General features: G+C 60.7%; 18 protein-coding genes and 1 tRNA gene. 13 read left to right on the forward strand and 6 right to left on the reverse strand.

Features of this window, described 5'->3' with window-relative positions:
- Nucleotides 1-3 precede the first annotated feature (3 nt).
- Nucleotides 4-192 (forward strand): hypothetical protein, encoded by a 189-nt coding sequence (locus tag HMPREF2760_RS00685; RefSeq protein ID WP_070533857.1) that lies wholly within the window; start codon nucleotides 4-6, stop codon nucleotides 190-192.
- A gap of 234 nt (nucleotides 193-426) precedes the next feature.
- Here the strand turns inward: HMPREF2760_RS00685 and HMPREF2760_RS00690 are convergent, their stop codons facing one another.
- Nucleotides 427-1,455 (reverse strand): prephenate dehydrogenase, encoded by a 1,029-nt coding sequence (locus HMPREF2760_RS00690; protein WP_070562488.1) that lies wholly within the window; start codon nucleotides 1,453-1,455, stop codon nucleotides 427-429.
- 39 nt (nucleotides 1,456-1,494) lie between these two features.
- Between HMPREF2760_RS00690 and HMPREF2760_RS00695 the strand changes: the two genes are divergently transcribed.
- The 4 genes from HMPREF2760_RS00695 (at nucleotide 1,495) to HMPREF2760_RS00710 (ending at nucleotide 2,972) form a co-directional block, all read left to right on the forward strand.
- Nucleotides 1,495-1,998 carry a tRNA adenosine deaminase-associated protein gene (locus tag HMPREF2760_RS00695; RefSeq protein WP_070596343.1) on the forward strand — a complete coding sequence of 168 codons (504 nt, stop codon included), beginning with the start codon at nucleotides 1,495-1,497 and terminating at the stop codon, nucleotides 1,996-1,998.
- Nucleotides 1,999-2,032: 34 nt separating this feature from the next.
- The gene (locus HMPREF2760_RS00700) at nucleotides 2,033-2,476 is read left to right on the forward strand and encodes a nucleoside deaminase (protein ID WP_070596364.1); all 444 of its coding nucleotides are present in this window, start codon (nucleotides 2,033-2,035) and stop codon (nucleotides 2,474-2,476) included.
- Nucleotides 2,477-2,592: 116 nt separating this feature from the next.
- On the forward strand, nucleotides 2,593-2,790 hold the full coding sequence (locus HMPREF2760_RS00705) for a CsbD family protein (protein WP_070533853.1): 198 nt from the start codon (nucleotides 2,593-2,595) through the stop codon (nucleotides 2,788-2,790).
- A 91-nt stretch (nucleotides 2,791-2,881) separates the two neighbouring features.
- Nucleotides 2,882-2,972: transfer RNA gene (locus tag HMPREF2760_RS00710), tRNA-Ser, on the forward strand.
- Between the two features lie 48 nt (nucleotides 2,973-3,020).
- Here HMPREF2760_RS00710 and HMPREF2760_RS12810 read toward each other — a convergent pair.
- On the reverse strand, nucleotides 3,021-3,188 hold the full coding sequence (locus tag HMPREF2760_RS12810; protein WP_167595823.1) for a hypothetical protein: 168 nt from the start codon (nucleotides 3,186-3,188) through the stop codon (nucleotides 3,021-3,023).
- A 109-nt stretch (nucleotides 3,189-3,297) separates the two neighbouring features.
- On the opposite strand from HMPREF2760_RS12810, the gene HMPREF2760_RS00715 reads away from it, so the two are divergent.
- Nucleotides 3,298-4,548: an MFS transporter gene (locus HMPREF2760_RS00715; RefSeq protein ID WP_070533851.1), complete on the forward strand. Its 1,251-nt coding sequence runs from the start codon at nucleotides 3,298-3,300 to the stop codon at nucleotides 4,546-4,548.
- A 45-nt stretch (nucleotides 4,549-4,593) separates the two neighbouring features.
- Here the strand turns inward: HMPREF2760_RS00715 and HMPREF2760_RS00720 are convergent, their stop codons facing one another.
- Nucleotides 4,594-4,929, reverse strand: coding sequence for a hypothetical protein (locus tag HMPREF2760_RS00720; protein WP_070564224.1), 336 nt, complete (start codon nucleotides 4,927-4,929; stop codon nucleotides 4,594-4,596).
- A gap of 455 nt (nucleotides 4,930-5,384) precedes the next feature.
- Here HMPREF2760_RS00720 and HMPREF2760_RS00725 point away from each other — a divergent pair, with 455 nt between their 5' ends.
- Together HMPREF2760_RS00725 and tgt are read left to right on the forward strand one after the other, a co-directional pair.
- Nucleotides 5,385-7,817: an MMPL family transporter gene (locus HMPREF2760_RS00725; protein ID WP_070533847.1), complete on the forward strand. Its 2,433-nt coding sequence runs from the start codon at nucleotides 5,385-5,387 to the stop codon at nucleotides 7,815-7,817.
- Between the two features lie 6 nt (nucleotides 7,818-7,823).
- A complete protein-coding gene (tgt, locus tag HMPREF2760_RS00730) occupies nucleotides 7,824-9,107 on the forward strand; it encodes a tRNA guanosine(34) transglycosylase Tgt (protein ID WP_070533844.1) in 1,284 nt (427 codons plus the stop codon).
- On the opposite strand, the gene HMPREF2760_RS00735 is transcribed toward tgt, so the two are convergent.
- The 3 genes from HMPREF2760_RS00735 to HMPREF2760_RS00740 all read right to left on the reverse strand — a co-directional run bounded on the left by HMPREF2760_RS00735 (nucleotide 9,095) and on the right by HMPREF2760_RS00740 (nucleotide 10,842).
- Complete coding sequence (locus HMPREF2760_RS00735; protein ID WP_070596345.1) at nucleotides 9,095-9,835, reverse strand: sortase family protein; 741 nt, start codon at nucleotides 9,833-9,835, stop codon at nucleotides 9,095-9,097. The two genes, tgt and HMPREF2760_RS00735, sit on opposite strands and share 13 nt — an antisense overlap.
- Nucleotides 9,828-9,992, reverse strand: a complete 165-nt coding sequence (locus HMPREF2760_RS12815) for a DUF6290 family protein (protein WP_154762325.1) — start codon at nucleotides 9,990-9,992, stop codon at nucleotides 9,828-9,830. Before HMPREF2760_RS12815 ends, HMPREF2760_RS00735 begins: the two co-directional genes overlap by 8 nt.
- A 115-nt stretch (nucleotides 9,993-10,107) precedes the next feature.
- Nucleotides 10,108-10,842 carry a queuosine precursor transporter gene (locus HMPREF2760_RS00740; RefSeq protein ID WP_070562472.1) on the reverse strand — a complete coding sequence of 245 codons (735 nt, stop codon included), beginning with the start codon at nucleotides 10,840-10,842 and terminating at the stop codon, nucleotides 10,108-10,110.
- Between the two features lie 439 nt (nucleotides 10,843-11,281).
- Here HMPREF2760_RS00740 and HMPREF2760_RS12995 point away from each other — a divergent pair, with 439 nt between their 5' ends.
- The 5 genes from HMPREF2760_RS12995 to HMPREF2760_RS00765 all read left to right on the forward strand — a co-directional run bounded on the left by HMPREF2760_RS12995 (nucleotide 11,282) and on the right by HMPREF2760_RS00765 (nucleotide 23,804).
- Nucleotides 11,282-11,917: a hypothetical protein gene (locus HMPREF2760_RS12995; protein WP_239248745.1), complete on the forward strand. Its 636-nt coding sequence runs from the start codon at nucleotides 11,282-11,284 to the stop codon at nucleotides 11,915-11,917.
- Nucleotides 11,917-14,802, forward strand: coding sequence for a VWA domain-containing protein (locus HMPREF2760_RS00750; protein ID WP_070596347.1), 2,886 nt, complete (start codon nucleotides 11,917-11,919; stop codon nucleotides 14,800-14,802). The genes HMPREF2760_RS12995 and HMPREF2760_RS00750 overlap by 1 nt, the downstream gene beginning before the upstream one ends.
- Before the next feature lie 70 nt (nucleotides 14,803-14,872).
- Nucleotides 14,873-18,538, forward strand: coding sequence for a tubulin-like doman-containing protein (locus HMPREF2760_RS00755; protein WP_070564242.1), 3,666 nt, complete (start codon nucleotides 14,873-14,875; stop codon nucleotides 18,536-18,538).
- Nucleotides 18,538-21,375, forward strand: a complete 2,838-nt coding sequence (locus tag HMPREF2760_RS00760) for a hypothetical protein (RefSeq protein ID WP_070596349.1) — start codon at nucleotides 18,538-18,540, stop codon at nucleotides 21,373-21,375. The genes HMPREF2760_RS00755 and HMPREF2760_RS00760 overlap by 1 nt, the downstream gene beginning before the upstream one ends.
- Nucleotides 21,376-21,398: 23 nt before the next feature.
- Nucleotides 21,399-23,804 (forward strand): SaeA-related protein, encoded by a 2,406-nt coding sequence (locus tag HMPREF2760_RS00765; RefSeq protein ID WP_070596351.1) that lies wholly within the window; start codon nucleotides 21,399-21,401, stop codon nucleotides 23,802-23,804.
- The last annotated feature ends 1 nt before the right edge of the window (nucleotide 23,805 follow it).

A 23,805-nucleotide genomic window follows, 5' to 3' on the forward strand; every position in this document is an offset into this window, starting at 1 on the left:
TCCATGAAGGAGAAACTCGTTCCGTGTCTGATTGCCGGCGCCATCCTTGGTGTGGTGCTGTGGCTGGCCTCCGGCATGCTGTGGTTGTTGCCGGTGGGCCTCGTGGTGGGCCTAGCGGGTTACCCGCTGCTCGGCATCACGCGCGATGAGTCCCAAGCCCGCAAGCGCCGTGACGACACCTTCCGCGACTAAGCGCCCCACGTAGCCCCACGCCGCTTCACAGCCCGTCACCAAATGGCGCCCCACAAAAGGCTTCACTCAGAAGTCCCTAGTCAAAAGGTTCCTCTGGGGGCAAGTAAACCATCTTTAACCAGGTAGAAGGTTCGTTTGGGGGCAAAGAAACCTTTTGACTGGAACCAGGTGAGGGGAACCCGTTGAGAACCGCCTGCTAGAGCAGAAGGTCAGGGCTGGAAGCTCGCCAACGGGTTAGAAAATTTCGATGCGTCCGCCCAAAGACTCCGTTTGGCGCAGCTGTGCCACCCAGTTCGGCGCACCCGGGTGCATGCGCAAGACCGGGCGGGAGGAGATCTTCACCGGGGAGACCGATTCCTTGCGAGCACCGGAGCGGGCTTCGATGCGGGTGCGGGCGCGGAAGCCAGCGTCGGCAAGCGCGGCGATGGAAGGCTGATCCGAGGCCAGCGATTCGCGCGCATCCTGCAGCAACTCAAGGGCTTCGTCGAGGGCCTGGACCAGCGCAGTCGAGTTGGTCTCGCACATCTGGCGCACCAGGTCCGGGCGAGTACCCGCCACGCGGGTGCCGTCCTTGAAGGAGCCAGCCGCCAAGGATTGGGCCAGGATGCCGCCATTATCGCCGACCACCGCGAGGGTCTCCGCCAACACGTGCGGCAGGTGCGAGATGCGGGCGACCGCGGCATCGTGGTTAGCCACGCGCACCGGAACTGCCTCCGCGTGAACCATCTGGGTCATGCGGACCACGTCCGCAAAAATGTTCTCCCACTCGGCGGGGATGCGCTCGCCGCGCGCCTCGCACTCGGCGGCATAGTCATAGGTGATAACCCAGGCAGCGCGGTTGAACAGCCCGGTGTGGGAGTTCTCCCAGCCGGACTTGGAGGTCCCGGCCATGGGGTGGCCGCCCACATAGCGCGACTCCATGTTGCGCTGCACAATGAGCTGGCGCACCTCGGTCTTGACCGAGACCACGTCCGTCAAGCCGCAGCTCGGGGCGTGTTCCTGAATGGAGTCGAGGACCGAGGCAACCGCATCCATGGGCACCGCGACGACGATAAGAGCGTTGTCTTCCTCTGCCCGGTGCAGGATGGCCGGCAGATCATCGGTGACGTCGTAGCCCTGTTTAATGGCCGTTCGGGCACCAGAGGTGGAGTGGTTGTAGCCGTACACGGAATGGCGTGCAGCAGCTAGGTCACGCAGGAGGGAACCTCCAATGAGACCGAGGCCGATAATGCAGACGGGGCGTTGAACATCTTGAGAACTCACGGTGACAATTGTGGCACAACCCGACTAATCTGACGAGGTATGAGCCACGACGATCTGTCCTTTGCCATCACCGTTGCCAGTGCCGAAGGCGGCTGGGTGATTCGCCCTTTCAAGGATGACTTCACCGACGTCAACACCTCCATCAAAGCGGTGCGCAACCTGCGTTCCGAGGGGGTGGCATTCGCGCTGCTGTGCGTGGAAGATGATTATTTCGTCGTCGTGCGCCCGGTTCCGGGGGATGTGCGCATGCTGCTTTCCGACGCCACCTACGCCTCCGAAGACGACTTCGCCGCGGATTTCCTGGACTTGCGCGATATCGATATCCCGGATTTGGACGAGGACGAGTGGGAGGACGCCGACCCCTACGGTGACGGCGATTTCGATATCTTCGCTGACCTCGGCCTCGATGAGAACCAGTTGGGCTACATCATCGATAACGATGAGGACTGGCCTTCTGACATGCTCCTGCGCATCGCCGGCGAGCTGGGCTTTGGCGATGAGCTAGAGGATTTCATCGACGGCCTTGACTCGGATGATTCTTAAACCAGCGGAGGGGCTGGTGCGCGCGGAGGCCCGCATGCGCCGCGCCTTAGAGGTCGCGCGCACGACGCCGGCGGGGGATATCCCTGTGGGTGCCGTGCTTTACGACGCCTCCGGCAACGAACTCGCCACCGGCGTTAACCGCCGCGAGCAGCTAAATGACCCCACCGCACACGCAGAGGTGGAAGCCATCCGCCAAGCGGTGCGTGTGCATGGCGATGGTTGGCGTCTGGAGGGCTGCGAGCTGGTTGTCACCCTGGAGCCCTGCGCGATGTGCGCGGGCGCGATCCAGGCTTCCCGGGTGTCCTCGGTGGTCTTTGGTGCTTATGAACCGAAGACGGGGGCGTGCGGTTCGCTTGTCGACGTCCTCCGCGCCCCCGGTGCCCTCCACGTTCCCGAGGTACGCGGCGGCGTGCTGGAGGAGGAGTGCGCGGAGCTGCTCACGGGCTTCTTCGGGGGTCTTCGCGGCAGCGGCGCTTAGCCCCTGAGCGGGTTAGTGGCCCCGGAGCCGCCTTCCAGTTCGGGTGTAGGCTTGGTGGCCCACGTGAGAGAAGTAGAGAGTCCCACGTGAGAGAAGTAGAGAGTAAGGAGAAAACCATGGGTGATTTCGAGAACAAGAAGGACGAGTTCGTTGGCAAGGCTAAGGAAGCCGCTGGCGGCCTGACCGATAACGAGAAGCTGGAGAACGAGGGCAAGGCCGACCAGGTCACCTCCGAGGCTAAGCAGAAGGCTTCCGACGCCGTTGAGGGCGTCAAGGATAAGGCCACCGAGGTTATCGGTAACCTCAAGGACTAATTCCTAGCCTCATCTAGCTGAATCGCTGTCCGCGCCGCGTGGTGTGGGCAGCGATTTTGTCGCTCGGGATGACTCCCGTAATCTGGAACGCGGTGGCGTGTCCGAGCGGCCGAAGGTGATCGCCTCGAAAGCGATTGTTGGGTAACCCCCAACCGCGGGTTCAAATCCCGCCGCCACCGCCAGATCCGGCACTCCAGTTTTTAGCTCTGGGGTGCCGGTCTTTTTGTGTTTTAGAAGCCGGCCCGCCCTCTATCAACATCTCTTTGGAAATCTAGCGCGGCCTGGCGTGCCTCGGGGTCGTGGTCTTCCGTGCGTTTGTGAATCCGCCGGCTCATCATGCCTGCTGGGATAGAAATGAGAAGGATGGCCGCGATGGCAACGATGACGAAAGTAGACATGGGGGTCTCCTAGAGCACTTCAGCGGATAAAACTCTGGTGGGGCAGGGGGTGTCCTGACTCTCTATGCGGGAATACTATGATGTGTAACACTATAAGATGTTGAGGTTGATGAATAGTCTTTCTTTCAGATCTACGTTCTCGCTTGTCTTCGCAGCAGCTGTCGTTTCCGGGTTGGGTGACGGCCTCATCCCGATTGCTTTTGCACTGCAAGCACACCGAGTAGATCCGTCGGGGCGCGGCTTGACGGTGGTGCTTATCGCGCTGTGGGCGGGCCGCTTCGTCAGTTCTTTAGTGGTCCGAAAGCTGCCGCCACCACACCGGCCAGTGACCTGGATGCTGGGTAGTGATGTCGTTCGGATGTTGGCGCAGTGGGGACTCGTGGCGTGGGTGGTTGTTCGTGGCGATTCCATTGCTGCGTTCGCGCTCTCAAGTTGCGTGTACGGTTGTGCCTCCTCATTCTTTGGACCAGCAAGGTTTAGCCTCTTGTCGCAGCTGTTTTCCGATGAGCAGCGCACCCGCGTCAATGGAACCCTGTCGATGCTCGGTGATGTGCTGTTTATTGCCGGCCCCCTCATCGGTACAGCGGTAGTGCTCACCTTGGGATTTAACACGGTATTGCTTATCGACGGCGCCACTTTCCTCGTGGCCATGCTCTTTGTTCTTCCGTTTCTCTCAGTATGCAGAGAACCAGCAGGAGAAAGCTCTAATAGCGCAGCGGCTGAACCAGGACCGGACAGTGCAGGTTCATCGACTTCGAACAAACCTCTTGCGTCCCCAACGCTTCCGAGCTGGGTGCGGGTAGGACTCGGTACTTGGCTGGTCGCGGCAGTGGTCAACGGCTTCCTGGGAAGTGCTGGACCTACATGGATTATGAATACTTTCGACGAAAAGTCGTGGGGATTTATGGCAACTGCGCTTGCGGTCGGTTCGCCGCTTGGCTCAGCCGCAACAATTCTGAAGGCATTAGATCGGGTGCGTTTTAGCACCTTGCAAATCCTGATGCTGATTCTTCTGGCCGGGCAGATCCTGGCTTTGGCATTCTCCTCTGTCTTCGTGCTCATCGCAGCAGTTGGTGCCGCTGCGTCCTTGATGATGACTGCTGCAGGAATTGCGTGGGATTCACTCGGGCAGTCTTTGGGGGATGATGGTCTGGTGCATCAGTTCGCTACAAAGGATCAGCTGGTCTTTACCGCCGGTACCCCGCTTGGAATGATTCTTTTCGCAGTTCTTTCTTCTCATCCTGGTGTTGCGGCGGTTGCCTTGGCAGTTGCGTTGGTAGTTGCAGCAGTTGCGTCGTTCTTGCCCGTGGCGCGTTCGCCGCGAACTGCAGATATGGCTGAGGGTGCTGTTCCTTTGTAATGAAGTAGGTACACATCGCAGGTGTGCAATTGGCTATGTGCGAGCTTAGGCCTCATTGAATTGTCTAGCCATGATTACTTGTGGATCGACGACCACCGAGCTCAGGCTCATCAAGAAGTAGAACAAATTTTGTTTGTCCACATTGGATGGGTCAATGCAGCAAGCAGCCTCTGCAAGGGCAGATACCTTGCCATAGTGGATAATCAATTCATCTGGTTCTTGGTCTATTTGTGCTTGATGGGTTCTCTCATCACTCGCCTTGAGCCATCGCTCCGCGCTCTCGAGATTTTTGGAGAACTCGGATTCTCTAAGTCGATTAATGATTTCCGGAGGAATCTCTTCGAGGAATGGAGCAGACACCGCGAGGAATGTCTTAGCCATTACTTCCAATTTCGATGAATCGCCCGTCAAACTTAGGGTTCTGGAGATGACGGGATCAAACCGAAGGTGGTGGTCCTCTAATGAGGTCAAGATATACCTACTCCCGTTGAACTGGCTCAAGTAGTTTGTCGTTTGCTCATGCGATGTCTTCATCTAAGCGGACGGAAAGCCCTTGGTCTTGGGACTGTAGTTAGTATTGCTTGGGATTTCCTAGGAAAGACTTTGGGGGGATGATGGTTTAGTACACCAGTTCGCTGCGAAGGATCTGCTGGTCTTTACTGCCGGTACCCCCGCTTGGAATGATTCTTTTCGCGGCGCTTTCATCTCATCCTGGTGCCCAGCTGGGCGTGCGATACCGTTAGGGCTTCACAGCCCAACTGGTTAAACTGGTGCACATTCATGTCCACCACCAAAGCTTCCGCGAGCAATAATCGCGCATGTGAAGGGGAATTTCCGTGGCAAAGCTGCTTTACCACCTAGGCCGCTGGTCTTACATCAACCGATGGAAGGTCATCATCGCCTGGATCTTCATCGTGGCGGCTGCAGGCGGAGCGACCTTGAGCTTGATGAAGCCGATGACCACGGAGTACTCCATCAGCGGCACGCCTGCTATTGACGCTACCCGCCGCGCGGTGGAGCTGTTCCCGGAGAACGGTAACCCGGCCAATGCGCCGTCGGTCAATCTCGTCTTCAAGGCCCCGGAAGGGCAGAAGCTCAGCGATCCGCAGAACAAGGAAGCTATCGAGGATGTGGTGCACCACATTGCTGAGGGCTTGGACATCCCGGAGGGCAGCCAGCAGCGCTGGGGTAACCCGCTCGACGTATCGCCAGCACTTCAGCAGCAGGTCATCGAGCAGTTCACCTCCATGGGTTTGCCGGAGGAGACCGCGCGGGCGGATGCCGATAACCTGGCCATGGTCAATGCCGATGAGACCATCGCCTACACCACCTTCGACTTTGATGCGGAAAGCCCCTATTCGGTGGACCCCGCGGATAAAGACGTGGTCCATGAGGCCATGGATATCGGCCGCGCGGCGGGGCTGGAAGTAGAGGCCGGCGGCGCGGGCTTCGGTGATGAAATCCAGGTCAATTCGATTTCTGAGGTCATCGGCCTGGCCGTGGCGTTTATCGTCCTCATTATTACCTTCGGTTCGCTGGCCTCCGCGGGCATGCCGCTTATCTCCGCGGTCGTGGGCGTGGGCCTGGGAGCGATGGGCGTCATGATCGCGACCCACTGGATTGAGCTCAACAACCTCACCCCGGTGCTGGCCGTCATGATTGGCCTGGCCGTGGGCATCGACTATGCGCTGTTCATCATGTCGCGCTACCGGCAGGAGCGCTCCCGCATGGATGGGCCGGATGCCGCCGGCATGGCCGTCGGCACAGCGGGTTCCTCGGTTGTCTTTGCCGGCGCGACGGTCTTCATCGCGCTCTTCGCTCTGCTCGTGGCGCGCATCAGCTTCCTCACCGCCATGGGCTTGGCGGCGGCGGGCACGGTCTTCATGGCAGTGCTCGTCGCGCTGACCTTGGTGCCCGCGATGCTGGGCCTGCTCGGTGATAAGGCCTTCGCCGGGCGGATCCCTGGCGTGGCCGGCAACCCCACGAAGCGCCGCCCGCGCCGCACGAAAGCAACGATGGGCAACCGTTGGGTGCGCACGGTGCAGCGCGCCCCTGGCATCGTCATGGCCTTGGTGGTGCTCGGCCTCGGAGCGTTGACCGCCCCGGTCCTGCACATGGAGCTGGCCCTGCCGGCGGATACCACCTCCAACCCGGATACCACCCAGCGCAAGGCGGCGGACCTGCTCTCCGAAGGCTTTGGTCCCGGCATCAACGGCCCCTTCCTGGTGATCGTGGATGGCGCCAATGCCAACCCGGAATCCGCGGCGCTACAGCCCTATATCCAGGGCCAAGAAGGCGAGGAAGATGAGCAGAAGAAGGCCGCGCTTTCCTCCTTCATCTATTCCGTGCAGCGCCTCAACCAGGTGGGTGGGGTCAAGCACGCCCAGCTGGTGGGCGTGAGCAAAGACATGAAGTCCGCGCAGATCATGGTTAGCCCCACCACTGCACCGACGGATGAGGCCACGATCGGCACCGCCTCCGCCTTACGCACGGCTAGCGCGGAGCTGGAAGATGCCACCGGTGCCGAAATCGGCATGACGGGCCTGACCGCGGTGCAGCTCGATATCACTGAGCGCCTTGAAGGGGCCATGGGGCCATACCTCGCCATCGTGGTGGGCCTGGCCATTATCCTGCTCTTGGCGGTGTTCCGCTCCATCTTGGTCCCGTTGGTCGCGGGCCTGGGCTTCCTGCTTTCCGTCGGCGGCGCTTTCGGCCTGACCGTGCTTGTATGGCAGGACGGCCTCACCGGCCTGGTGCCAGCACCCGGCCCGCTGATTTCCTTCATGCCCATCTTCCTCATCGGCGTGACATTCGGCCTGGCCATGGACTATCAGGTCTTCCTGGTCACCCGCATGCGCGAGCACTTCTCCCGCTTCCCGCAGGGCAGCGGCGGGCAGTACAGCAAGTACAACGCCAACGACGAGGCCACCATCGCCGGCTTTACCGCCGGTGCCCGCGTGGTCACGGCCGCAGCCATCATCATGATTTCCGTCTTCGTGGCGTTCATCAGCCAGCCCCTGCCCTTCATCCAGATCTTCGGCTTCGCGCTGGCAGCGGGCGTGCTTTTCGACGCCTTCTTAGTCCGCATGTCGCTTGTCCCCGCCACGATGTTCCTCATGGGGCATACCACCTGGTGGATGCCGAAGTGGCTGGACAAGCTGATCCCGCAGCTGGACATCGAGGGCACCGCACTCGAGGAAGAATGGGAGCGCAAACACGCGGCAGCATCCCGTGAAGCAGAGGATAAGGCAGCGCAGCCCGTAGAATAGTTCCCTATGACTCACCCTAAGCCGCAGCTTGAGACCGATCTTTCCTTCGACGTGAAGAAGGAGCTGGACTTGAGCGGTCCAGCACAACCGGGAAAGCACGGCCGCACCGGCGTTATCCATACCCCGCACGGTGATATCCAAACCCCGGCCTTCATCCCGGTGGCCACCAAGGCCACGGTGAAGACGCTGACCCCGGAACAGATCCGGGCCACCGGCGCCCAAGCCATCCTGTCCAACGCCTATCACCTTTACCTGCAGCCGGGCCACGACATCGTGGATGAGGCCGGTGGCGTGGCTACCTTCGAGAACTGGCACGGGCCGACGTACACCGACTCGGGCGGATTCCAGGTCATGTCCCTGGGCGTGGGCTTCAAGAAGGTCCTGGCCATGGACGTGGCGGAGCTGACGGATTCTGATATCCGTGCCGCGAAGAAGGAACGCATGGCACAAGTGGATGAGGACGGCGTGGACTTTAAGTCCGTCATCGACGGCTCCTCCCACCGCTTTACCCCAGAGGTCTCCATGCAGATTCAGCATGGCTTGGGCGCGGACATCATGTTTGCCTTCGACGAGCTCACCACGCTTGTGGATACCCGCACCTACCAGGAGGAATCTGTGGAGCGCACGCGCCGCTGGGCGCAGCGCTGCCTGGATGAGCACGATCGCTTGACCCTCGCCCGCGGTCCGCAGAAGCCACGCCAGTCCCTGTGGGGCGTGGTCCAGGGTGCGCAATACGAGGACCTGCGGCGCCAGGCCGCGCGCGGGCTGGTGGAGCTTTCCGATCGCGCCGAGGCGAATGGCCGTCGCGGCTTCGGTGGCTTCGGCATCGGTGGCGCGTTGGAGAAGGAGAATCTGGGAACGATTGTGGGCTGGGTGTGCGATGAGCTGCCCGTCGATAAGCCCCGGCACCTGCTGGGCATTTCCGAGCCGGATGACTTGTTCACCGCCGTTGAGGCTGGTGCCGATACTTTCGATTGCGTGGCGCCGACCCGCCTGGCGCGCCGCGGTGGCGTCTACACCCTCGATGGACGCCTCAACCTCACTAATGCGCGTTTCAAGCGCGACTTTGCTGGCGTGGACGAGGAATTCGGCGGTTACGTCTCGGAGAACTACTCCCGCGCCTACATCCACCACCTGCTCAAGGCCAAGGAATTCCTGGCGGGCACGCTGTGCACCATCCACAACCTGGAGTTCATGATCCGCTTGGTGGATAACATCCGGGCGTCGATCGACGGCGGCTATTACGAGGCCTACCGCGATGAATTCCTGGGGCGCTATTACGCCAAGTGACCGGTGACGATGACGTTGTACTCTAAGTCTGTTGCGCCGTCTACCGCACAGGCGATGAGTACGATGCGTCCGGGAACCTCGGTATTCATCAGGTCCGCGTCGCTTCCTAGCTGTTCCTTGCCCACCAGGAAAGCGTTATCGACAATCCACTCGCGGCCCGCACCACCCTCAGAGGTCATGCGGATGTGGGAGCCGTTGAGGATGGGCGTCGCAAAGCGCTGCACCTGCGCCCCGTCGAGGCCCTCCACGGTGGTGGGGTTGCTCAGATCGACGTTGGCGGTGACCACCTCGGAGAAGGGGTTGAATACCAGCTTCTGCTGGCCCCAGGCATGGCCCAAGACGTAGGTGGTGCCCTGTTCTGCCGTGGCGGGTGACTCACCCCAGTCTTGTACCCAGCGCACCATGGTCTCCTGTGGCCCAGCGGGGTTGAGGGGCAGGACGAAGGGCATCGAGTCATAGGTCGCGCCCGTGATGGTGGCCGGGCCTTCCATCTCAAACGTACCGGTCAGTGCGGGTGACGGGCCTTGGTTGAGCGGCGGCGGGGTAGGGGTGGTGCTGGGCGCTGCGCTTGGCGACGCCTCACTGCTCACCGTCGTGGTTTCCGGTGCCGCGTGGCTCGTCGTTGCGGACGACGTGGTGACTTCCTCTGTACCCGAGCACGCCACAAGGTTGAAGGCTGTAGCCAGGCCAAGGATGGGGAGGAGGGGAGTTCGTAGATGCTTATGCATCGTCGATGTCCTTTAATACCTCATCAAGATTAAACCGCTCGCCAGAATCCTCTGCCATTGCTGTGCGCAGTTCCTGAAGGTCGTAGTAGTCTTCGACCCGTTCCAAAAGTGCTGCACGGGCTGAAGCAGATTTCGGACGGCCTTCACATGCAGCCATTTATTCTCCTTTGCTCTTGTGAATGCATCGTATTACGCAAGTTGGGTGAAGGGAAGAGAGAAATAGACCCCCTCAGCACAGTGCGTGCCAAGGGGGAATTCGGGACGGGTTGCTGCTACTTAGACGGCGCTGCCGTAGAGGTTTCTGCCTCGGCGATAGGTGCGTAATCCTCGCGGCGCTTAACCCAGGAGATAACCAGCGTGGTCAGCGGAAGCATGATGACCTCGCAGGCGGTCTTCCAGAGGAAGCCCACGATGACGTAGTTCAGGAAGCCACTGAAGGAATCGATGCCGATGACGGGTGCTGCGATGGCGCAGAACAGCAGAGTATCGCCGAATTCGCCGACGACGGTGGAAGCAACAAGGCGGCCAATGAGACCCTTTTCGCCGGTGCGGGCCTTCATCTTCACCAAGGTGAAGGAATTGAGCAGCTGGCCCACGAGGTATCCGGCTAGGGAGGCGGCGAGAATCTGCGGCACGAGGCCGAGAGTTGCTTCGAAAGCTTCTTGGCCTTCGTAGAAGTCCGCGGCGGGCAGCCAGATTGCAATGTAGAAGGAGACTGCGGCCAAAAGCGCCATGGCAAAACCGATGTAGACGGCGCGGCGAGTGGACTTGAAGCCGTAGCACTCAGAGAGGACATCGCCCACGATGTAGGCGAGGGGGAAGAGGAAGAAGGCACCATCGGTGATGAGTGGGCCGAGTTGGACGCCCTTTGTGGCGTTGATGTTCGAGATGAGGAAGGTAACGACGAACACCGAGACCAGCCACGGGTACAAAGTGGAATGTACCGGGATGAATCGGATGCTCTCGCCACCGTTTGTGGTGGTTGCGGTTGCCGATTGAGTTGTCATGGCACAGCATTTTTCCACGAAACTAGGGGAACTAGAAATAGGGAGTTTAATTCGGTTCACGCGGGGAGCACTCCCTTGCCCGGCGGTTCCTTGGGAAAAGGCAGCGGAACAGGTTGTTTCATTGCCGTGGTTCCAGCGCTTCGCCCATCAAAATCTGCAAACTGGGCAGAAAAAATGCACGTAGTATGGCATTCTTTTGCTTGCAGTGTTTTCGTGTTCCCTGAACGTTTCCTGTCTATTGTGCCGCGGTGCGTGCTCGAAGAGATTCGGGGCGTTCGAAGTCCGAGGCTCGTGACAGGCATGTCGTGTCAGGGGGTGCGACTACCTTGGTTTCTAGTCCTTAGAGCTTTCCGGCTGATCTTCTACCTTCTGCGTCGCTAGATGGGGGAGGCACCAGGTTTGCCGGTGGCCCAACTTCGTACAAGGGAAGGTCATCGATATGACGTTTGGTTCCCCAGGCTCCTCACCACAGTTTGGCGGGCGCCCGCCCCAAGGTGCTAACCGGCCAGGTGCAGGATCCGCACCTAGTTCTGGCTCCGGGTTTGGCTCGCCCACTGGGGCTGGGGGCTTCGGCGGTTTTGGCGCCCCGAATCCTTCCCAGAATCCTGCGCAGAAGCCCTCTCCGGGTTTTAACTCCGGTTCGGGCGCGGGCGGCTCCTTTGGCGCGCCGGGCTCGCCGGATGGTTTCGGTGATTCCTCGCCCGCGCCGGATTACCGCCGTCAGGTGGCAACACCGACGAGCCCAACGAAGGGGCCGTGGCCGCTGCTCATTGCCGCTGGCGTATCCGCGGTCATCGCGCTGATCCTGTTGATTCTTGCGCCGCTGCTCGCCGCTCCGACGGAAGGCCTTTTCTTCGGCCTGGCAATCGGGGGATGGCTCTTGGCTGGAATCGTGTCCTTCATCCTCTTGGGCTTGTACACGCTGAAGAACACGCAGCGCCAGGCTGAGACCTTTTATATTGAGGATACGACGCAAACCTTGCTCTACCGCGTCATTATGGGTGGAAGCTTTGTCCTTGTCATTGTTGCTGCGGTGGAAATCGCCTTCTACGTAGGAAAGGCGGTTGGCGTCTAATGAAGAAACTCACTCGTGCACTTGCCCTATCCGCGGCGGTGACTATCGCTGGATTCGGTGGCAGCTTAGGCGCGGTAGCTCAGGATGCTCCGCCGCCTCCGGAAGCTCCTGAGGCCCCAGAAGCCCCAGAAGCTCAGCCGGAAGAGCACCCTGAGGGAATCGGTTCCGAATCCTCGCTCTCTGAGGTTTCGCAAAAGAACCTGTCCGATTTCGGCTCCTGTATTGCCAGCGAGAAGTCTGCGGACTTGCTTTTTGTTCTTGACCAATCAGCGTCGTTGGTGGGCTATGAAGGCTCTCAGCCGACGGACGCCGATGCCTTCCGCGTCGATGCCACGGGGGACATCGTGAAGCAGCTGGCACACCTCGGGGAAGATAACGGCGCAGACATCAACGTGAAACTCGCCGGCTTTGGTTCTGACTATTACAGTGATCCGGCCGAGTACGGCGGGTGGACCAATATTTCCGGAAACGGTGATGCCCTGCAGAGCGAATTGGACAAGTTCCGCAAGGAGGACCGCGTAGCGGACCTCGAAACCAACTACGGCGCGGCTTATAAAGGCGCGTTGAAGGAACTGGCGTCTCACCAAGGAAGTAGCTGCCGCGGCATCGTGTTCTTTACCGATGGCAAGTACTACACCGACGCCGAAGCCAATGACCTTCAAGGTGCACAGGACAAGCTGTGTGAGGTCAATTCCTCTGTTACTGCGTTCCGTAACTCCAATATCCGCCTCTTTAACGTGGGACTCGTTCCGGCGGCGGAAGCCCAGGACCAGGTCCGCCAGCTCACCCGCATGGCGGAGGGTGAAGACTGCGGCCAGGGTGCCCCGAACGGTGCATTCTTCGACGCGGGTGAGGACCCGGCAGCGCTGTTCGCGGCCTTCCGTAACCTCATCCCCACCTCGGGTGGCGTGACCAAGGACGGCAACTTCAAAGACCAGTTTGATTTCGTCCTCGATGACTCCGTATCCCCTGTGCGTTTGTCGGCGGTACCGAAGAACTCGGTGGGTGAGGACGATCTCATCCCAACTCTGACTGGCCCCGATGGCGAAACCGTGGAACTCAAGCCGGATACCACGAAGGTTGCCGGTGCGAAGGTCTCCGTGACGGAGAACAACAAGCTGCCGGGCATGGTCGATATCGCGATGGAAAGGGACGGCGATTCCTGGGCAGGAGCGTGGACTTTTGGCTACAAGGTGGCTGAGGGGACCGAAGGCGAGTACCTCGCATCCGTTGTCATGGTGCCGGGCCTTAACCTGGACCTCAAGACGGAAGATGGCGCCAAGGTAGAAGGCGGCATCAACTCTGACCAGGTTTTGAAGGGACAGTTGGTTGATGGCCACGGCGAGCCCCGTGCGCTGGAGGGCCAGGGAACCCTCCATGCGGAGTTCGTGCCGGAGGATGGTTCCCCGGTTACCCTCGTGGACAATGCCCCCATCACCGATGGGCAACCAGTAGACATTCCGCTGGAGAAGGTGGAAAACGCAGCATCCGGTCAGCTCGTGACCCGCGTGGAAATCACCACTAAGGACACAGGTGAGCGCCCGGGTTCGAAGCTGGACCCCATCAACGCGGAAACGCCGCTGACGGTTACCCCGGTCAATATGCCGACTGTGGGCTCGGCGCAGACGATCACCATGACGGAGAAAGAAGTTACTGTCGACGTCCCGGTGACCGGCCCCGGCAAGGTATGGGTAGCAGACCAGACCGTGGTTTCCGCTGACGGGATGCTCCCCTCGGGAGTTCCTGCCGTTGCGGTGAGTTCCAAGCACAACTCGGAGGATTCCGCGCTGGAGCTCTCCAAGGACGAAAAGGCGACCATCCCGGTGACGTTGAGCGTTGAAGAGATGGCGGATGGCCCGCTGCGCGTGGATCCGGTGATCAACCTGCAGTCTGCTGAGGATAACCAGCAAATGGAGCTGCCGCTGACGCTGCAGGGTTCCATGACTGCGCCACTGAGCAAGTCCGCTTTCGGCCTCTCCTTTGTCCTCGCGGTGTTGCTTGCGCTGCTGATTCCGCTGGCCATCTTGTACCTCATGAAGTGGGTTAGCGGCCGTATTCCGGAAAAGCCCCGAATGTTTGCGAAGACCATCCCGGTACGCCGCGAGGGCGCTAACCTCGTGCGCACCGACAATGGCCGCCCGTTCGCGGTGTCCAAGGAAGAGTTCCAGGGCGCTGTTCCGGTGGAGACTACCGGACGCTCTGCTCGCTTGGGCAGCAATGACGCCAAGGTAAAGATGGGGCTGAGCCCGTTTACCGCCGCCCACGTGGAGGTCCAGCGCGATGGCACCATTTCCGGCAAGGGCAAGAAGTCCGGCTGCCGGGCAGTTCTGCCGCTTGCGGTGCAGAACACGTGGTTCTTCGTGGGCAACGAGAAGGACCGCGATTCCGGTGAGATTGTCATGACCATCGATACGCTGGCCCAGGCCAGCGCGTATGACGAGATGTCGAAGGAGATCAGCCGCCAGGCCCTGCAACTCTTTGACCAAGTCGAATTCCCTGCCGAGAAGCCCGACAAGGCACAGACACCGCCGCAGTCCGGCCAACCGGGGCAGCCGGTCCAGCAGAACCAGCCTGGCTCCCAGCCGCCGAGCGGTCCGCCGCCGCAACGTGGACCGCAGCAGGGTGCTCCGCAACCTGGTGGATTCGGCCAGTCCCAACCTTCCGGCCCGTCACCTCACAGCCAGCAAGGGCGTGCGAACGGGCCGGGAAGCCCCGGCTTCGGCGGAACGCCAAACGTTGGCGGTGGCACTGGGGTTGGCGGTGGCACTGGCTTTGGTGGGGGCTCTGGCTTTGGGCAACCAGGCCAGCAGCGCCCGGGTAATCCTGGTAACCCTGGTACCAACGGCGGCTGGCCCCCAAGCCCGGGATTCGGCTCCCAGGGCTAAGCCAGTAGGGCAGTACACAACAGCCATAAACAGCACAGAAGCGAACCTCCCCTTCGAAAGGTAGTTAAAGATGAAGAAGTTCCTCGTCGTCGGTTGCGGTGGCTCCGGCGCCAAGACACTGGCGTTCATGATGGATCAGCTCAAGGCCGAGCTGCGAAGCATTGACCCGGACATGACCGAGCTGCCCAAGGCATGGCAGTTCGTCAACATCGACGTGCCGCTCGAAGAGGAGGCTGGACCGCAGAAGCTGCCGAATGTAACCCAAAACGGTGGCCACTACGTGGGCATTGGTGCGCGCCAGAACTACAACTCCTTCGACGAAGGCGTGTCCAGCACCCTGGGCCGTGCCGGCAAGCTCGGTGAGATTGCAACGTGGGCCACGCGCAACCCCTCCACCAACGACGTGAAGCTGGCTGATGGTGCCGGCCAGTATCGCGCGATTGGCCGCATGCTGACGCTGCCGAATCTCAAGAAGATCCGCCAGTCGCTTAAGGAAGCGGTGGATGAGATGTTCACGCAGGAGGCGATCCAGGAGCTCAACCGTCTTAACTACAAACAGACCAAGCTGGATTCTGATACCGGTGATTCCCAGCCGGTTGTCCTCGTTGTCTCCTCCATGGCGGGTGGCGCAGGCGCCTCGATGTTCCTGGATGTGTGCCGCGTGCTCACTACCATCCCGAACGTGAACCCGCAGGGCACCCTCATCTTCATGTACACCCCGGAGATCTTCGCCGATAACAAGGCGGATGACATGGCCGGTGCATGGCCGAACTCGCTGGCCATGTTCGGTGAGGTCGTCGCCGCGCAAATGGGTAATGCCTACGAGCATGACCGCGCCATCTTCGAGGCCTTCGACATGGGCACCCCGCCGGAGGGGCAGACCTTCGGCCGTATTTTCCCCATCGGTTCCAAGATGGGTACCACCAGCGCTCGCTTCGGCGATGGTTCCGCCATGTCCATCTACCGTGGCCTGGGCCGCGCGCTAGCAGGGCTGATGGCTTCCACCAAGGCCAGCGATAACCTCGTGTCCTACGCGCTGACCAATACTCCGGCCGGTGACGGCGGCCGCCGCTTCTTCGGCTGGGATCGCCCAGACGGGACGCCGTGGGGGCGCCTGCCCTGGGGTTCGCTGGGTTATGCCCAGGTTTCAATGGGCCGCGACCGCTTTGCCGAATACTCTTCCCAGCGTCTTGCCCGCAGCGCCTTCGAGCGCCTCTTCAACGGGCACCTCGACCCGCAGAACCCCGAGGCCGGCGAGATGCAGATTGCTAAGAAGCTGGAGGAGCGTCTGCCCAATGCCTTTAGCTCTATGACGCTTGATCCCTCCTGGGCACAAGGCGGCCAGATTGATAGCGGCAGCGTGTGGAATTGGCTCAACAGCGTCTTTGGTGGCCAGGCCCAGCAGGCCGCGGATAGTGCTGCGAAGCACCTGCAGAACTTCATTCCGGTGGGCCAGGGCCGTAACGTCAACGAATGGCGTGAAGAGTTCGAGGGCAACATGGCCGATCCTCGCAATGAACAGGCCATCGCATCTGTTCTGAACAATGCCGCCTATGACATTGTTTACCGCTACGCCAACTTCTTCAGCGATGGTGTCCTCGCCACCGTGGAGTCAGAGCTCGCTGCGGTGGGCGTGCCCTATGTACGCGAGATGCTCTCCAAGATCACGGACGTGCTCACCAACTCCGACCGCCTCCTGCCGCGCCTGTCTGAGTACTCCGGCTACTACCAGAACACCCGCGTGCTGGCGAAGCCAGAAGGCGCGGACCCTATCCTCAGCCCGTTGACCGGCAAGGGCCAGATGACGGACCCGACTCCTACGGTCAATGCTCTGATGGGCCTGTACTTCAACCAGTTCTACAGCTACGCCCTCATGGCTATCGCTCACCTGCTCAAGGATGTCCTGCAGGACTACGCCGATGAGAACCTCTTCCACCTCAAGCGCGAGCTGGGAGATGCCCACGCGGTGCTGGAGAAGGCCGTGTCGAAGCGCCCGGAGACCAACAAGTTGGCTGACGTCCGCACTGACGAGGTCAACTCGTGGCCGACGGAGCTCGATGAGGTCGTGGAAACCCGCTTCAAGGGCGCCGAGAACGAAATCATGCTGACCGACGTCAACAGCTTCATCTCGGACTACCGTGACCAGATGCTGCGTACCATCCAGGGACAGCAGTCCACCTCGGATGTCACCAACTACGAGCAGGCTTATCCTTTTGCGGTTCGTGCGGTCATCCGCGGTGAATGGGAATCACTCGATGCGGCCCAGGCGCCGAATGACACCCTGGCCCCGCAGAAGCGCACCAATGATGCTTACTCCAACCGTGCTGGCTGGGTGTCCAAGTACCTCTCACGCCACCCGCAAAGCGGTGAATCCCGCGAATCCCAGCGCGCGCACTACCGCGCCAAGATTCGCCCAACTGATTTGCTGGAGCGCTCGCGCCAGTGGATTAATCGCCGTGATTATGAGTTCCAGAAGTTCAACTCGGTGGATCTGCGCCGCTACCTCACCCTTACCCCGGATATCAACGAGGTCGAGCACGCGCAGCGTCAGCGCCGGTTCGTCGAGGCATTCCAGCTTGCGCTGAGCTATGCCCGCCCCTTGGCTGCCGTCAACGATGACATGGTTCAGCGTATCCACGGCAAGTCCGTGCAGTACACCTACTCCTTCTCCGATATCCCGTTTGCGGAGCTGGGCTCTGCGGAGACCGGCATCGCCTCCCAGCTGGAGTCGGTGCTCAGCCGCCCGGAGATTGACGGGCCTTCCACGGTGGCTCTGCGCAACTCGCTGAACATGTCGGACCATGTGCAGCACATCGAGATCTTCGGTTCCTACCCCAACTACTCGCCGATCGTCTTCTCCTCCATGTTTAACTACATCGCCAAGGACATCGAGAAGCAGGACAATTTCGACGGTTCCTGGTGGTCGGAGCGCCGCACCCGCCCGCTGCCAGCAGCCCTGCCACTGACGAAGACGGAGCGCCAGGCCATGGTGGCCGGCTGGATCATCGGACGCATTACCGGCCGCGTCTACATTTCCAACGCCGATGCAGCCAATGCGGCGGCCCACATCTTCGATGACACGGATGGTGGCGTGAATGGTTGGGTTGATTTCCCGGATCCGCTGCTTATCTCGCCGCGCCGCATGATCAAGAAGTCTGACTGGATGCCTTCGGTTTTGGAGTCCATCTTTATCGCCTACGCGAAGGTGCAGGAAACCGGACACTATGGTTTTGCCTCTTCGCTCTACCCGTACCAGCTGTTGCGCGGGCTTTTCGACGACGGCCTAGACTTCGCCCACTCCGGTGCGTCCACGCACCCGGTGGTTCACCGCCTCGCGCAGTTCTTGGCTTCCGGTGAAGCCCCGAACCGCGGTGTTATGGGTACCTCCATCCAAGACCGCTATGAATCCTTCGTGGAGGAGCTGGATAAGTTCGCCCGCGGTGCGGACCACTTTGTGCCGGGCCACACCAACTCCTTGCCGGGACAGGGTCGTAAGGAAAAGCCCTTTGCGGAGATACGCTCCCGCGAGGTCGCCTCGCATACGCCGTACTACCGTGACTTGGCGCTAGACGTCATCGAGATGGTCCCGGTCATCCGCAACTACCTGAATCAGGCCAAGACGGTGGCGGAGAACCCCGTCGCCCAGCCTGCCCCGCAGGTGCGCAGCTCCGATTCTGGCTTTGGCCAGGACCTCGCTCCGGAATTCAACCTCAACGACCTGGATGACACCTTCTAATGACGAACGTAATTATTTTCGGACACGGCGCCACCGCGGATGACATCCGCTCCCGCCTTTGTGACTTGCGTGCGGTCGGCCTCCTGCAGGACTTCCTCTGGATCGACTACGCCCACCCCACCAGTGGAGCTGTTGTGCGCTCCTTTACGGAGGAGGGCACGGCGCGCTTGTCGACGCTCGACGAGGCCCTCCGCAGCTTCAGCGGGGACGTCCTCCTCGCCACCATTGACCCGATGGATGCGGAACAACCGCAGGACGTCGACAAGCTCACGGAGTGGGTCGGGGCCGTCGACCAGCGCCTGATTCAGGCCTCCAACCTGCGCGTGCGCCTGTTGTTGTCAGCCCTTCCGCGCGAGAGTGTGGACATCGCTCCGTTGCAGGGATGGAGCAACCTCGTGCTCTCCCCAGAAGAGGGCGGGACCCCGGCCTCCTCGCGCATTCGCCCGATCAAGCGCACCGCAGATGGCTTCGAGCTTGCCCAGTTCGCAGCCCCGGCCGTAGCCAGCATCTTTGGTTTATGGCGCGGGATGCCCGAGCCTGCGGTGTTGGATCCAGAAACTCACCGCGTCATCGAAACAGGAGACCGGCAGCGCTTCCGTCTGGTGCGCGCCTTCCACCGCACCATCGATGCCAGTGATATCGAGGACAAGGTCAGGAAGGCCGTCTTCGATCCCAGCCAGCGCTTGCCGCAACCGCAGGTCAATAACATTTCGCGCGCCGTGCACTACGCCAATCCGGAACAGCTGACGGATCAGTGCGCTCAGATGTTCATCAACCAGGAGATTTCCCCGTTGGTGAGCACCCCGACTGCCTATGAGGAGCTGCAATCTCACAAGGTCAGCGGCTGGGCGGCGCTGAAGGATAATCTGCGCCTGTACTGGTCTACTGTGGTGGGCAAGCCGCAGGATTGGGTCGAGGGCCAGCGCGGTGCGATGAACAAGAACGCCGCCACCTTCCTGCAGAAGATGCTCTATGGCCAAGACTCTAGCGTGGAGGTTGTCTTGGCTGGGCACTCCGGCAAGGGTAGCGGCGCAACGAGCGTCGACGAGCTGCGTCAAGCCAGTGAGCACACCATGCGAGTCGCCCGGGAACAGCACTTTTCCTTGGGCCAGGAACCGCAGCTCTCGCGCACGTGGGAGGCCTACCACGACTACGCCTTGGGGCTTGTCGACGGTTCCTGGCGCGACAGCATCGATACCAAGGGCCTGCGCAATAACCAGGGCAACATGTACATCGTGCAGTACGGTGGCCAGTCCGTGCAGGATGTCAGCGCTTCTTTTGAGGGCTTCCATCCACTCATGACCAGCACGTTGGGCTATACGCACGAGTCCCAAGCAACCGTCGCGCCTTTCGATCCGGTAGGCGCTGAGCGTTTTGCCGCCGACATCGAGTACACCAGTCAGCAGACCCGCAATGAAGCGGTCAGCCGCAAGAAGCACGAGTTTGCCTCCTGGCGAGCGAAGAACAGCACCACCTTCGCGTGGAAGGTAGGCCAGGGCCTGTGGGAGAAGCTGGGGCACGCCCAGCAGAAGTACCGCGACGCCCACGCCAAGGCGCGCGAGCTGCAAGAACTGGCCAATAGCTTCCAAGCGCGTGACTTCAACGCGGAGAACAAAGCGCTGACCCGGAAGCTGCGCACGATGTGGATCGTCCTCTTCGTGGTGCTTGCCCTGATGACCTACATGGTGGCTGGCCGCTATAACCCGGACTTGCCGCTGGGTGAGTACCTGCAGTGGTTCGACTGGCCGTGGTACGTCGTGGGCATCATCGTGGTTGTTCTTCTTTTCCTCGTGTGTTCTTGGGCGGTCTTTACCAAGGCACAGCGTGAGATCTTCGACTACGTGCAGCGGCGAAAGCTGCTGAACCGCAACCAAGAGATCGCCGCGCAGAATCTGGCCACGGCCTCTGCGGAGATCTCCCGCATCTCCAACGCCTATAACCAGTTCCTGAGCTGGTCGGCGCTGCTGGGCCGCGCGATTTACGCGCCCTTTGGGCGTAAGGAAACGTCGAGCGATCACCTGCGGACGCCGCAGTCGGGTCTTCCGGAGAATGCCCGCATTGCCCAGGCCGTGCTCAACCGTGACGATGCCGTGCGCATGACGGATGAAATCCGCTCCCATATTTTCCAAGCGGAGTGGGCACACCGTTCGCTTAAGTCACTGCTCGATGACATGAATGACACCTTTGAGCGCAACCGCACCGGCCACTCGGCTGTGGCCCTCAATGAGATGTGGGGAATGGCTGGCCTCGGCTCCAGCACTGCGTTGGATAACCTGTCCCGCAGCCTTGACCACCCCTACATGCAGGACCGCGATCACAAGCAGCAGGAATGGCAGAAGGTCATCACGGATCCGCGCATGACCCGCAGCCTGCAGCAATACCTCAGCCGTGTCACCTTCCGCGAGGAAGGCGGCAGTCGCGTTCAGAGCACCGCCGAGTTCCTCGACGGCATGAACCAGGAAAAGGGAGCCCTCCAGGCTTTTAGCTCCACTGCGCTCACTAATGCTGGCGGCGCTGAAGGGTATACCGAAATCGATGGCTCCCGCACGCGCATCGTCGAGGTAGACAGCCAGACCGCGCTGACCAGCCAGCTTTCGCGCTCTGTGACGGTGGTGCAGTACGGAAAGATCACTGACTTCAAGTACCTGATTCCCGACGCGGCGTCGAATGCCCCGTCCTTTGTGAATCCTGCGGATCTTTCACTCGACGACCTAGATGACATGGACCACATGGGCTTTAGATCGCCGGTGCAGGGAGATAACCAAGGGCCGACTACGCAGCCGCCGTTTGGTCGGCCGGAGGCACCGGACCTCTCAGACCTCGACGAAACTTTCTGACGAGACCTCCTTAAGGAACGTTGATGACACACAACCCGAAACCTTCGATCACGGATATGCCGCTGAGCGAGCTTAAGTCCCTGCACCAGCTCAAGCGCGTGAACGCCGATGATGTGCGCGCGGCCGTATCGGCGCCGTTTAGGCAGTTCGCCGAACAGATTGCCGCGGCGTATAACGGCGAAGAGGTGGCCCACCCAGAGCTGAGCGCACAGGCGCGCAACGCCGCAGTGGCCCAGGAAGAACGTGCCGCGCAGGAACGTGCCGCGCAAGAACGCGCGGCACAGGAAAAGGCAGCGCGAGCCGAAGAACAAGCCCGCCAGCGGGAACAGGCACAACGTGCCGCTGCAGCTAGTACCGCAGCTCGTGGCGTGGCGCAGGTAGGCCCCGCGCCTCAACCAGATCCGGCACAGCCAGCGGCACAGCCGCATGATTTCTTTGCCGAGTGGGAGGCACTGCAGGCCGAGGAAGAGCAGAAGACCCAGGTCAACGAAGAGGACTACATCACTATCCCGGGCTTTGGGATTAAGGCGGAGTATCAGTTCCGCCAAGACCCGAACTGGGAAGCTCCCGGCATCGAATTTGAGGTTGAGGTGCCGCAAGAGGACGCGCTGGCGCAGGATTCTCACGAGGACTTTGGCTATGGCATCGAACCAGAACCGGAGCCGGAGGACAACGACCTTCGCCATCCGGTGCGCCTGTGGTGGCCCGAGCTTGAGCACTCGCCGGAAGAGGTGGTGTTCTACCGGGTAGTCGCCGATGATTCAGAAATGGTGGCCTCCCCGGATGCCGGTGACACCCTCGTTTACACAAAAGGAACTGCCTACCGTGACCACGCCCCGGGCGAGGCAGGTCTGCGCCACTACGCGGTGTGGGCGTACAAGGGGCGGGATCTTCGCGAGCTCATCAATAGCCAACCGGTATTCATGGGAGACACGGGCGTGGTCTTCCCACCGGTGAACGTCCAGGTATCCACCATCAAGGGAGCCATCCAGGTGTCCTGGGACCTGTTACCGGGGCACTCGAGCGCCATGGTTTATGCCTGCCGGGACAGCGAGAAGGAAAAGCTCTCCCCGCGCTTCGAACAAGACGTGGATAGCAGCGGGCGCAAGGCCACCATTCCGGTGCAGGAAGCCGGGCAGACCGTCGTCATCTCGTTGCTGGGCCAAGCGGAGTTCCACGGCGCTACCGAGCAGAGCCAGGACGAAGTTGCCGTCCAGCGCTCCGTGAAACTTGCCAGCGAGCTGGAGAAGCTGGAGCTCTCACGCTGTGAGCGCCGCAGCGAATACGGACAAGACAGCATCGAAGTTGATTGGTACTCGCCCAAGACCGGCGAGGTAAAGATCTATCTGACACCCAACGCCCCGCAGGCGGACCTTCGCACGTCCGCGGTGCCAAAGACGTACGTCGAAAGTGCGCTATCGAGCGCCATCAGTGAGACCCGTGGAGTGTCTGAACCGGGCTCTTTCCAAACCACCACGGTGCCGTGGCCGCCGGATTGGTACGAGGTCTACATCACCCCGGTGAACTTTAACGACGCGGATGCCTGGGTGGGCGAATCCAAAGTGCTGCAGCGCGTGCAGTCCATTGAGGATGACCAGTTCCGTCTCATCGAGCGCGTGGACAGCCAGCTCATTACATTTGATTGGCCGAAGGGCGCGACGGCAGTGGAGTACTCCACTAATCGCGAGCACGATCAGATCCGCGAGGAGGATTACGACCTTCAAGGAGGAATCCGCCTGCACCTCGATCAGCACGGCGATACCGTGCGCCTGAAGCCTTATGCAGTCTTCGCGGGCAAACGCACTGAGGGCGATGAACGCGTGATTCAGTACGAGGGCCTGCGCCCAGTTACCTATGACTTCGAGGTTGATTACGCTCAGGGCCAGATCGGGGTGTTCCTCTGGAGCTTGGGCAATGGCGACAAGCGCCAGTTCTCCTGCCAGGTGGTCTACCGTGCTGACCGCCTGCCACTCTTCCCCGAAGACGGCGAGGCACTCGGCATTGTGGAGACCAACCTGCAGAGCACCACACACGTGGCTCAAGGACTGGGCCCGATGCGCGGGCAGTACCCAGATTTCACGGTGTCAGTTGGCGAGCGAATTCAACGTAGGGGATTCATCCGTCTGTTCGCCGTCGAGGGCTTTGATAGCCAGGTCGATACCTCTTTCGACAGTTTCGGCGGTGAGGACGTCTTTAGTAGTTTCTCGGAGAGCTACAGCGATGCCTCCTCCACGTTGAGTGCATTGGATAAAGCCGTGGTGGTGGAAGGCGATGTGTCTTACAAGTTGATGCTGCCCCCACCCGTGCAGAACCAAGCTCCCAGCTATGACCCGCAGTACGGCCAACAAGGATATGAGCCCAACGCTTATGACCAGCACAACTATGGCCAGGATTATTCTCAAGACCAGTACTTCCAAGGAGGCCAGTAGT

This window comes from Corynebacterium sp. HMSC065D07, from assembly GCF_001810695.1.
GTDB lineage: Bacteria > Actinomycetota > Actinomycetes > Mycobacteriales > Mycobacteriaceae > Corynebacterium > Corynebacterium hesseae.

Bases quoted from the DNA above. Each gene is read 5' to 3' on its own strand.
- HMPREF2760_RS00685 (WP_070533857.1), top strand. From the start codon at position 4: ATGAAGGAGAAACTCGTTCCGTGTCTGATTGCCGGCGCCATCCTTGGT.
- HMPREF2760_RS00695 (WP_070596343.1), top strand. From the start codon at position 1,495: ATGAGCCACGACGATCTGTCCTTTGCCATCACCGTTGCCAGTGCCGAA.
- HMPREF2760_RS00700 (WP_070596364.1), top strand. From the start codon at position 2,033: ATGCGCCGCGCCTTAGAGGTCGCGCGCACGACGCCGGCGGGGGATATC.
- HMPREF2760_RS00705 (WP_070533853.1), top strand. From the start codon at position 2,593: ATGGGTGATTTCGAGAACAAGAAGGACGAGTTCGTTGGCAAGGCTAAG.
- HMPREF2760_RS12810 (WP_167595823.1), bottom strand. From the start codon at position 3,188: ATGTCTACTTTCGTCATCGTTGCCATCGCGGCCATCCTTCTCATTTCT.
- HMPREF2760_RS00715 (WP_070533851.1), top strand. From the start codon at position 3,298: ATGAATAGTCTTTCTTTCAGATCTACGTTCTCGCTTGTCTTCGCAGCA.
- HMPREF2760_RS00720 (WP_070564224.1), bottom strand. From the start codon at position 4,929: ATGGCTAAGACATTCCTCGCGGTGTCTGCTCCATTCCTCGAAGAGATT.
- tgt (WP_070533844.1), top strand. From the start codon at position 7,824: ATGACTCACCCTAAGCCGCAGCTTGAGACCGATCTTTCCTTCGACGTG.
- HMPREF2760_RS00735 (WP_070596345.1), bottom strand. From the start codon at position 9,835: ATGCATAAGCATCTACGAACTCCCCTCCTCCCCATCCTTGGCCTGGCT.
- HMPREF2760_RS12815 (WP_154762325.1), bottom strand. From the start codon at position 9,992: ATGGCTGCATGTGAAGGCCGTCCGAAATCTGCTTCAGCCCGTGCAGCA.
- HMPREF2760_RS00740 (WP_070562472.1), bottom strand. From the start codon at position 10,842: ATGACAACTCAATCGGCAACCGCAACCACCACAAACGGTGGCGAGAGC.
- HMPREF2760_RS12995 (WP_239248745.1), top strand. From the start codon at position 11,282: ATGACGTTTGGTTCCCCAGGCTCCTCACCACAGTTTGGCGGGCGCCCG.
- HMPREF2760_RS00750 (WP_070596347.1), top strand. From the start codon at position 11,917: ATGAAGAAACTCACTCGTGCACTTGCCCTATCCGCGGCGGTGACTATC.
- HMPREF2760_RS00755 (WP_070564242.1), top strand. From the start codon at position 14,873: ATGAAGAAGTTCCTCGTCGTCGGTTGCGGTGGCTCCGGCGCCAAGACA.
- HMPREF2760_RS00760 (WP_070596349.1), top strand. From the start codon at position 18,538: ATGACGAACGTAATTATTTTCGGACACGGCGCCACCGCGGATGACATC.
- HMPREF2760_RS00765 (WP_070596351.1), top strand. From the start codon at position 21,399: ATGACACACAACCCGAAACCTTCGATCACGGATATGCCGCTGAGCGAG.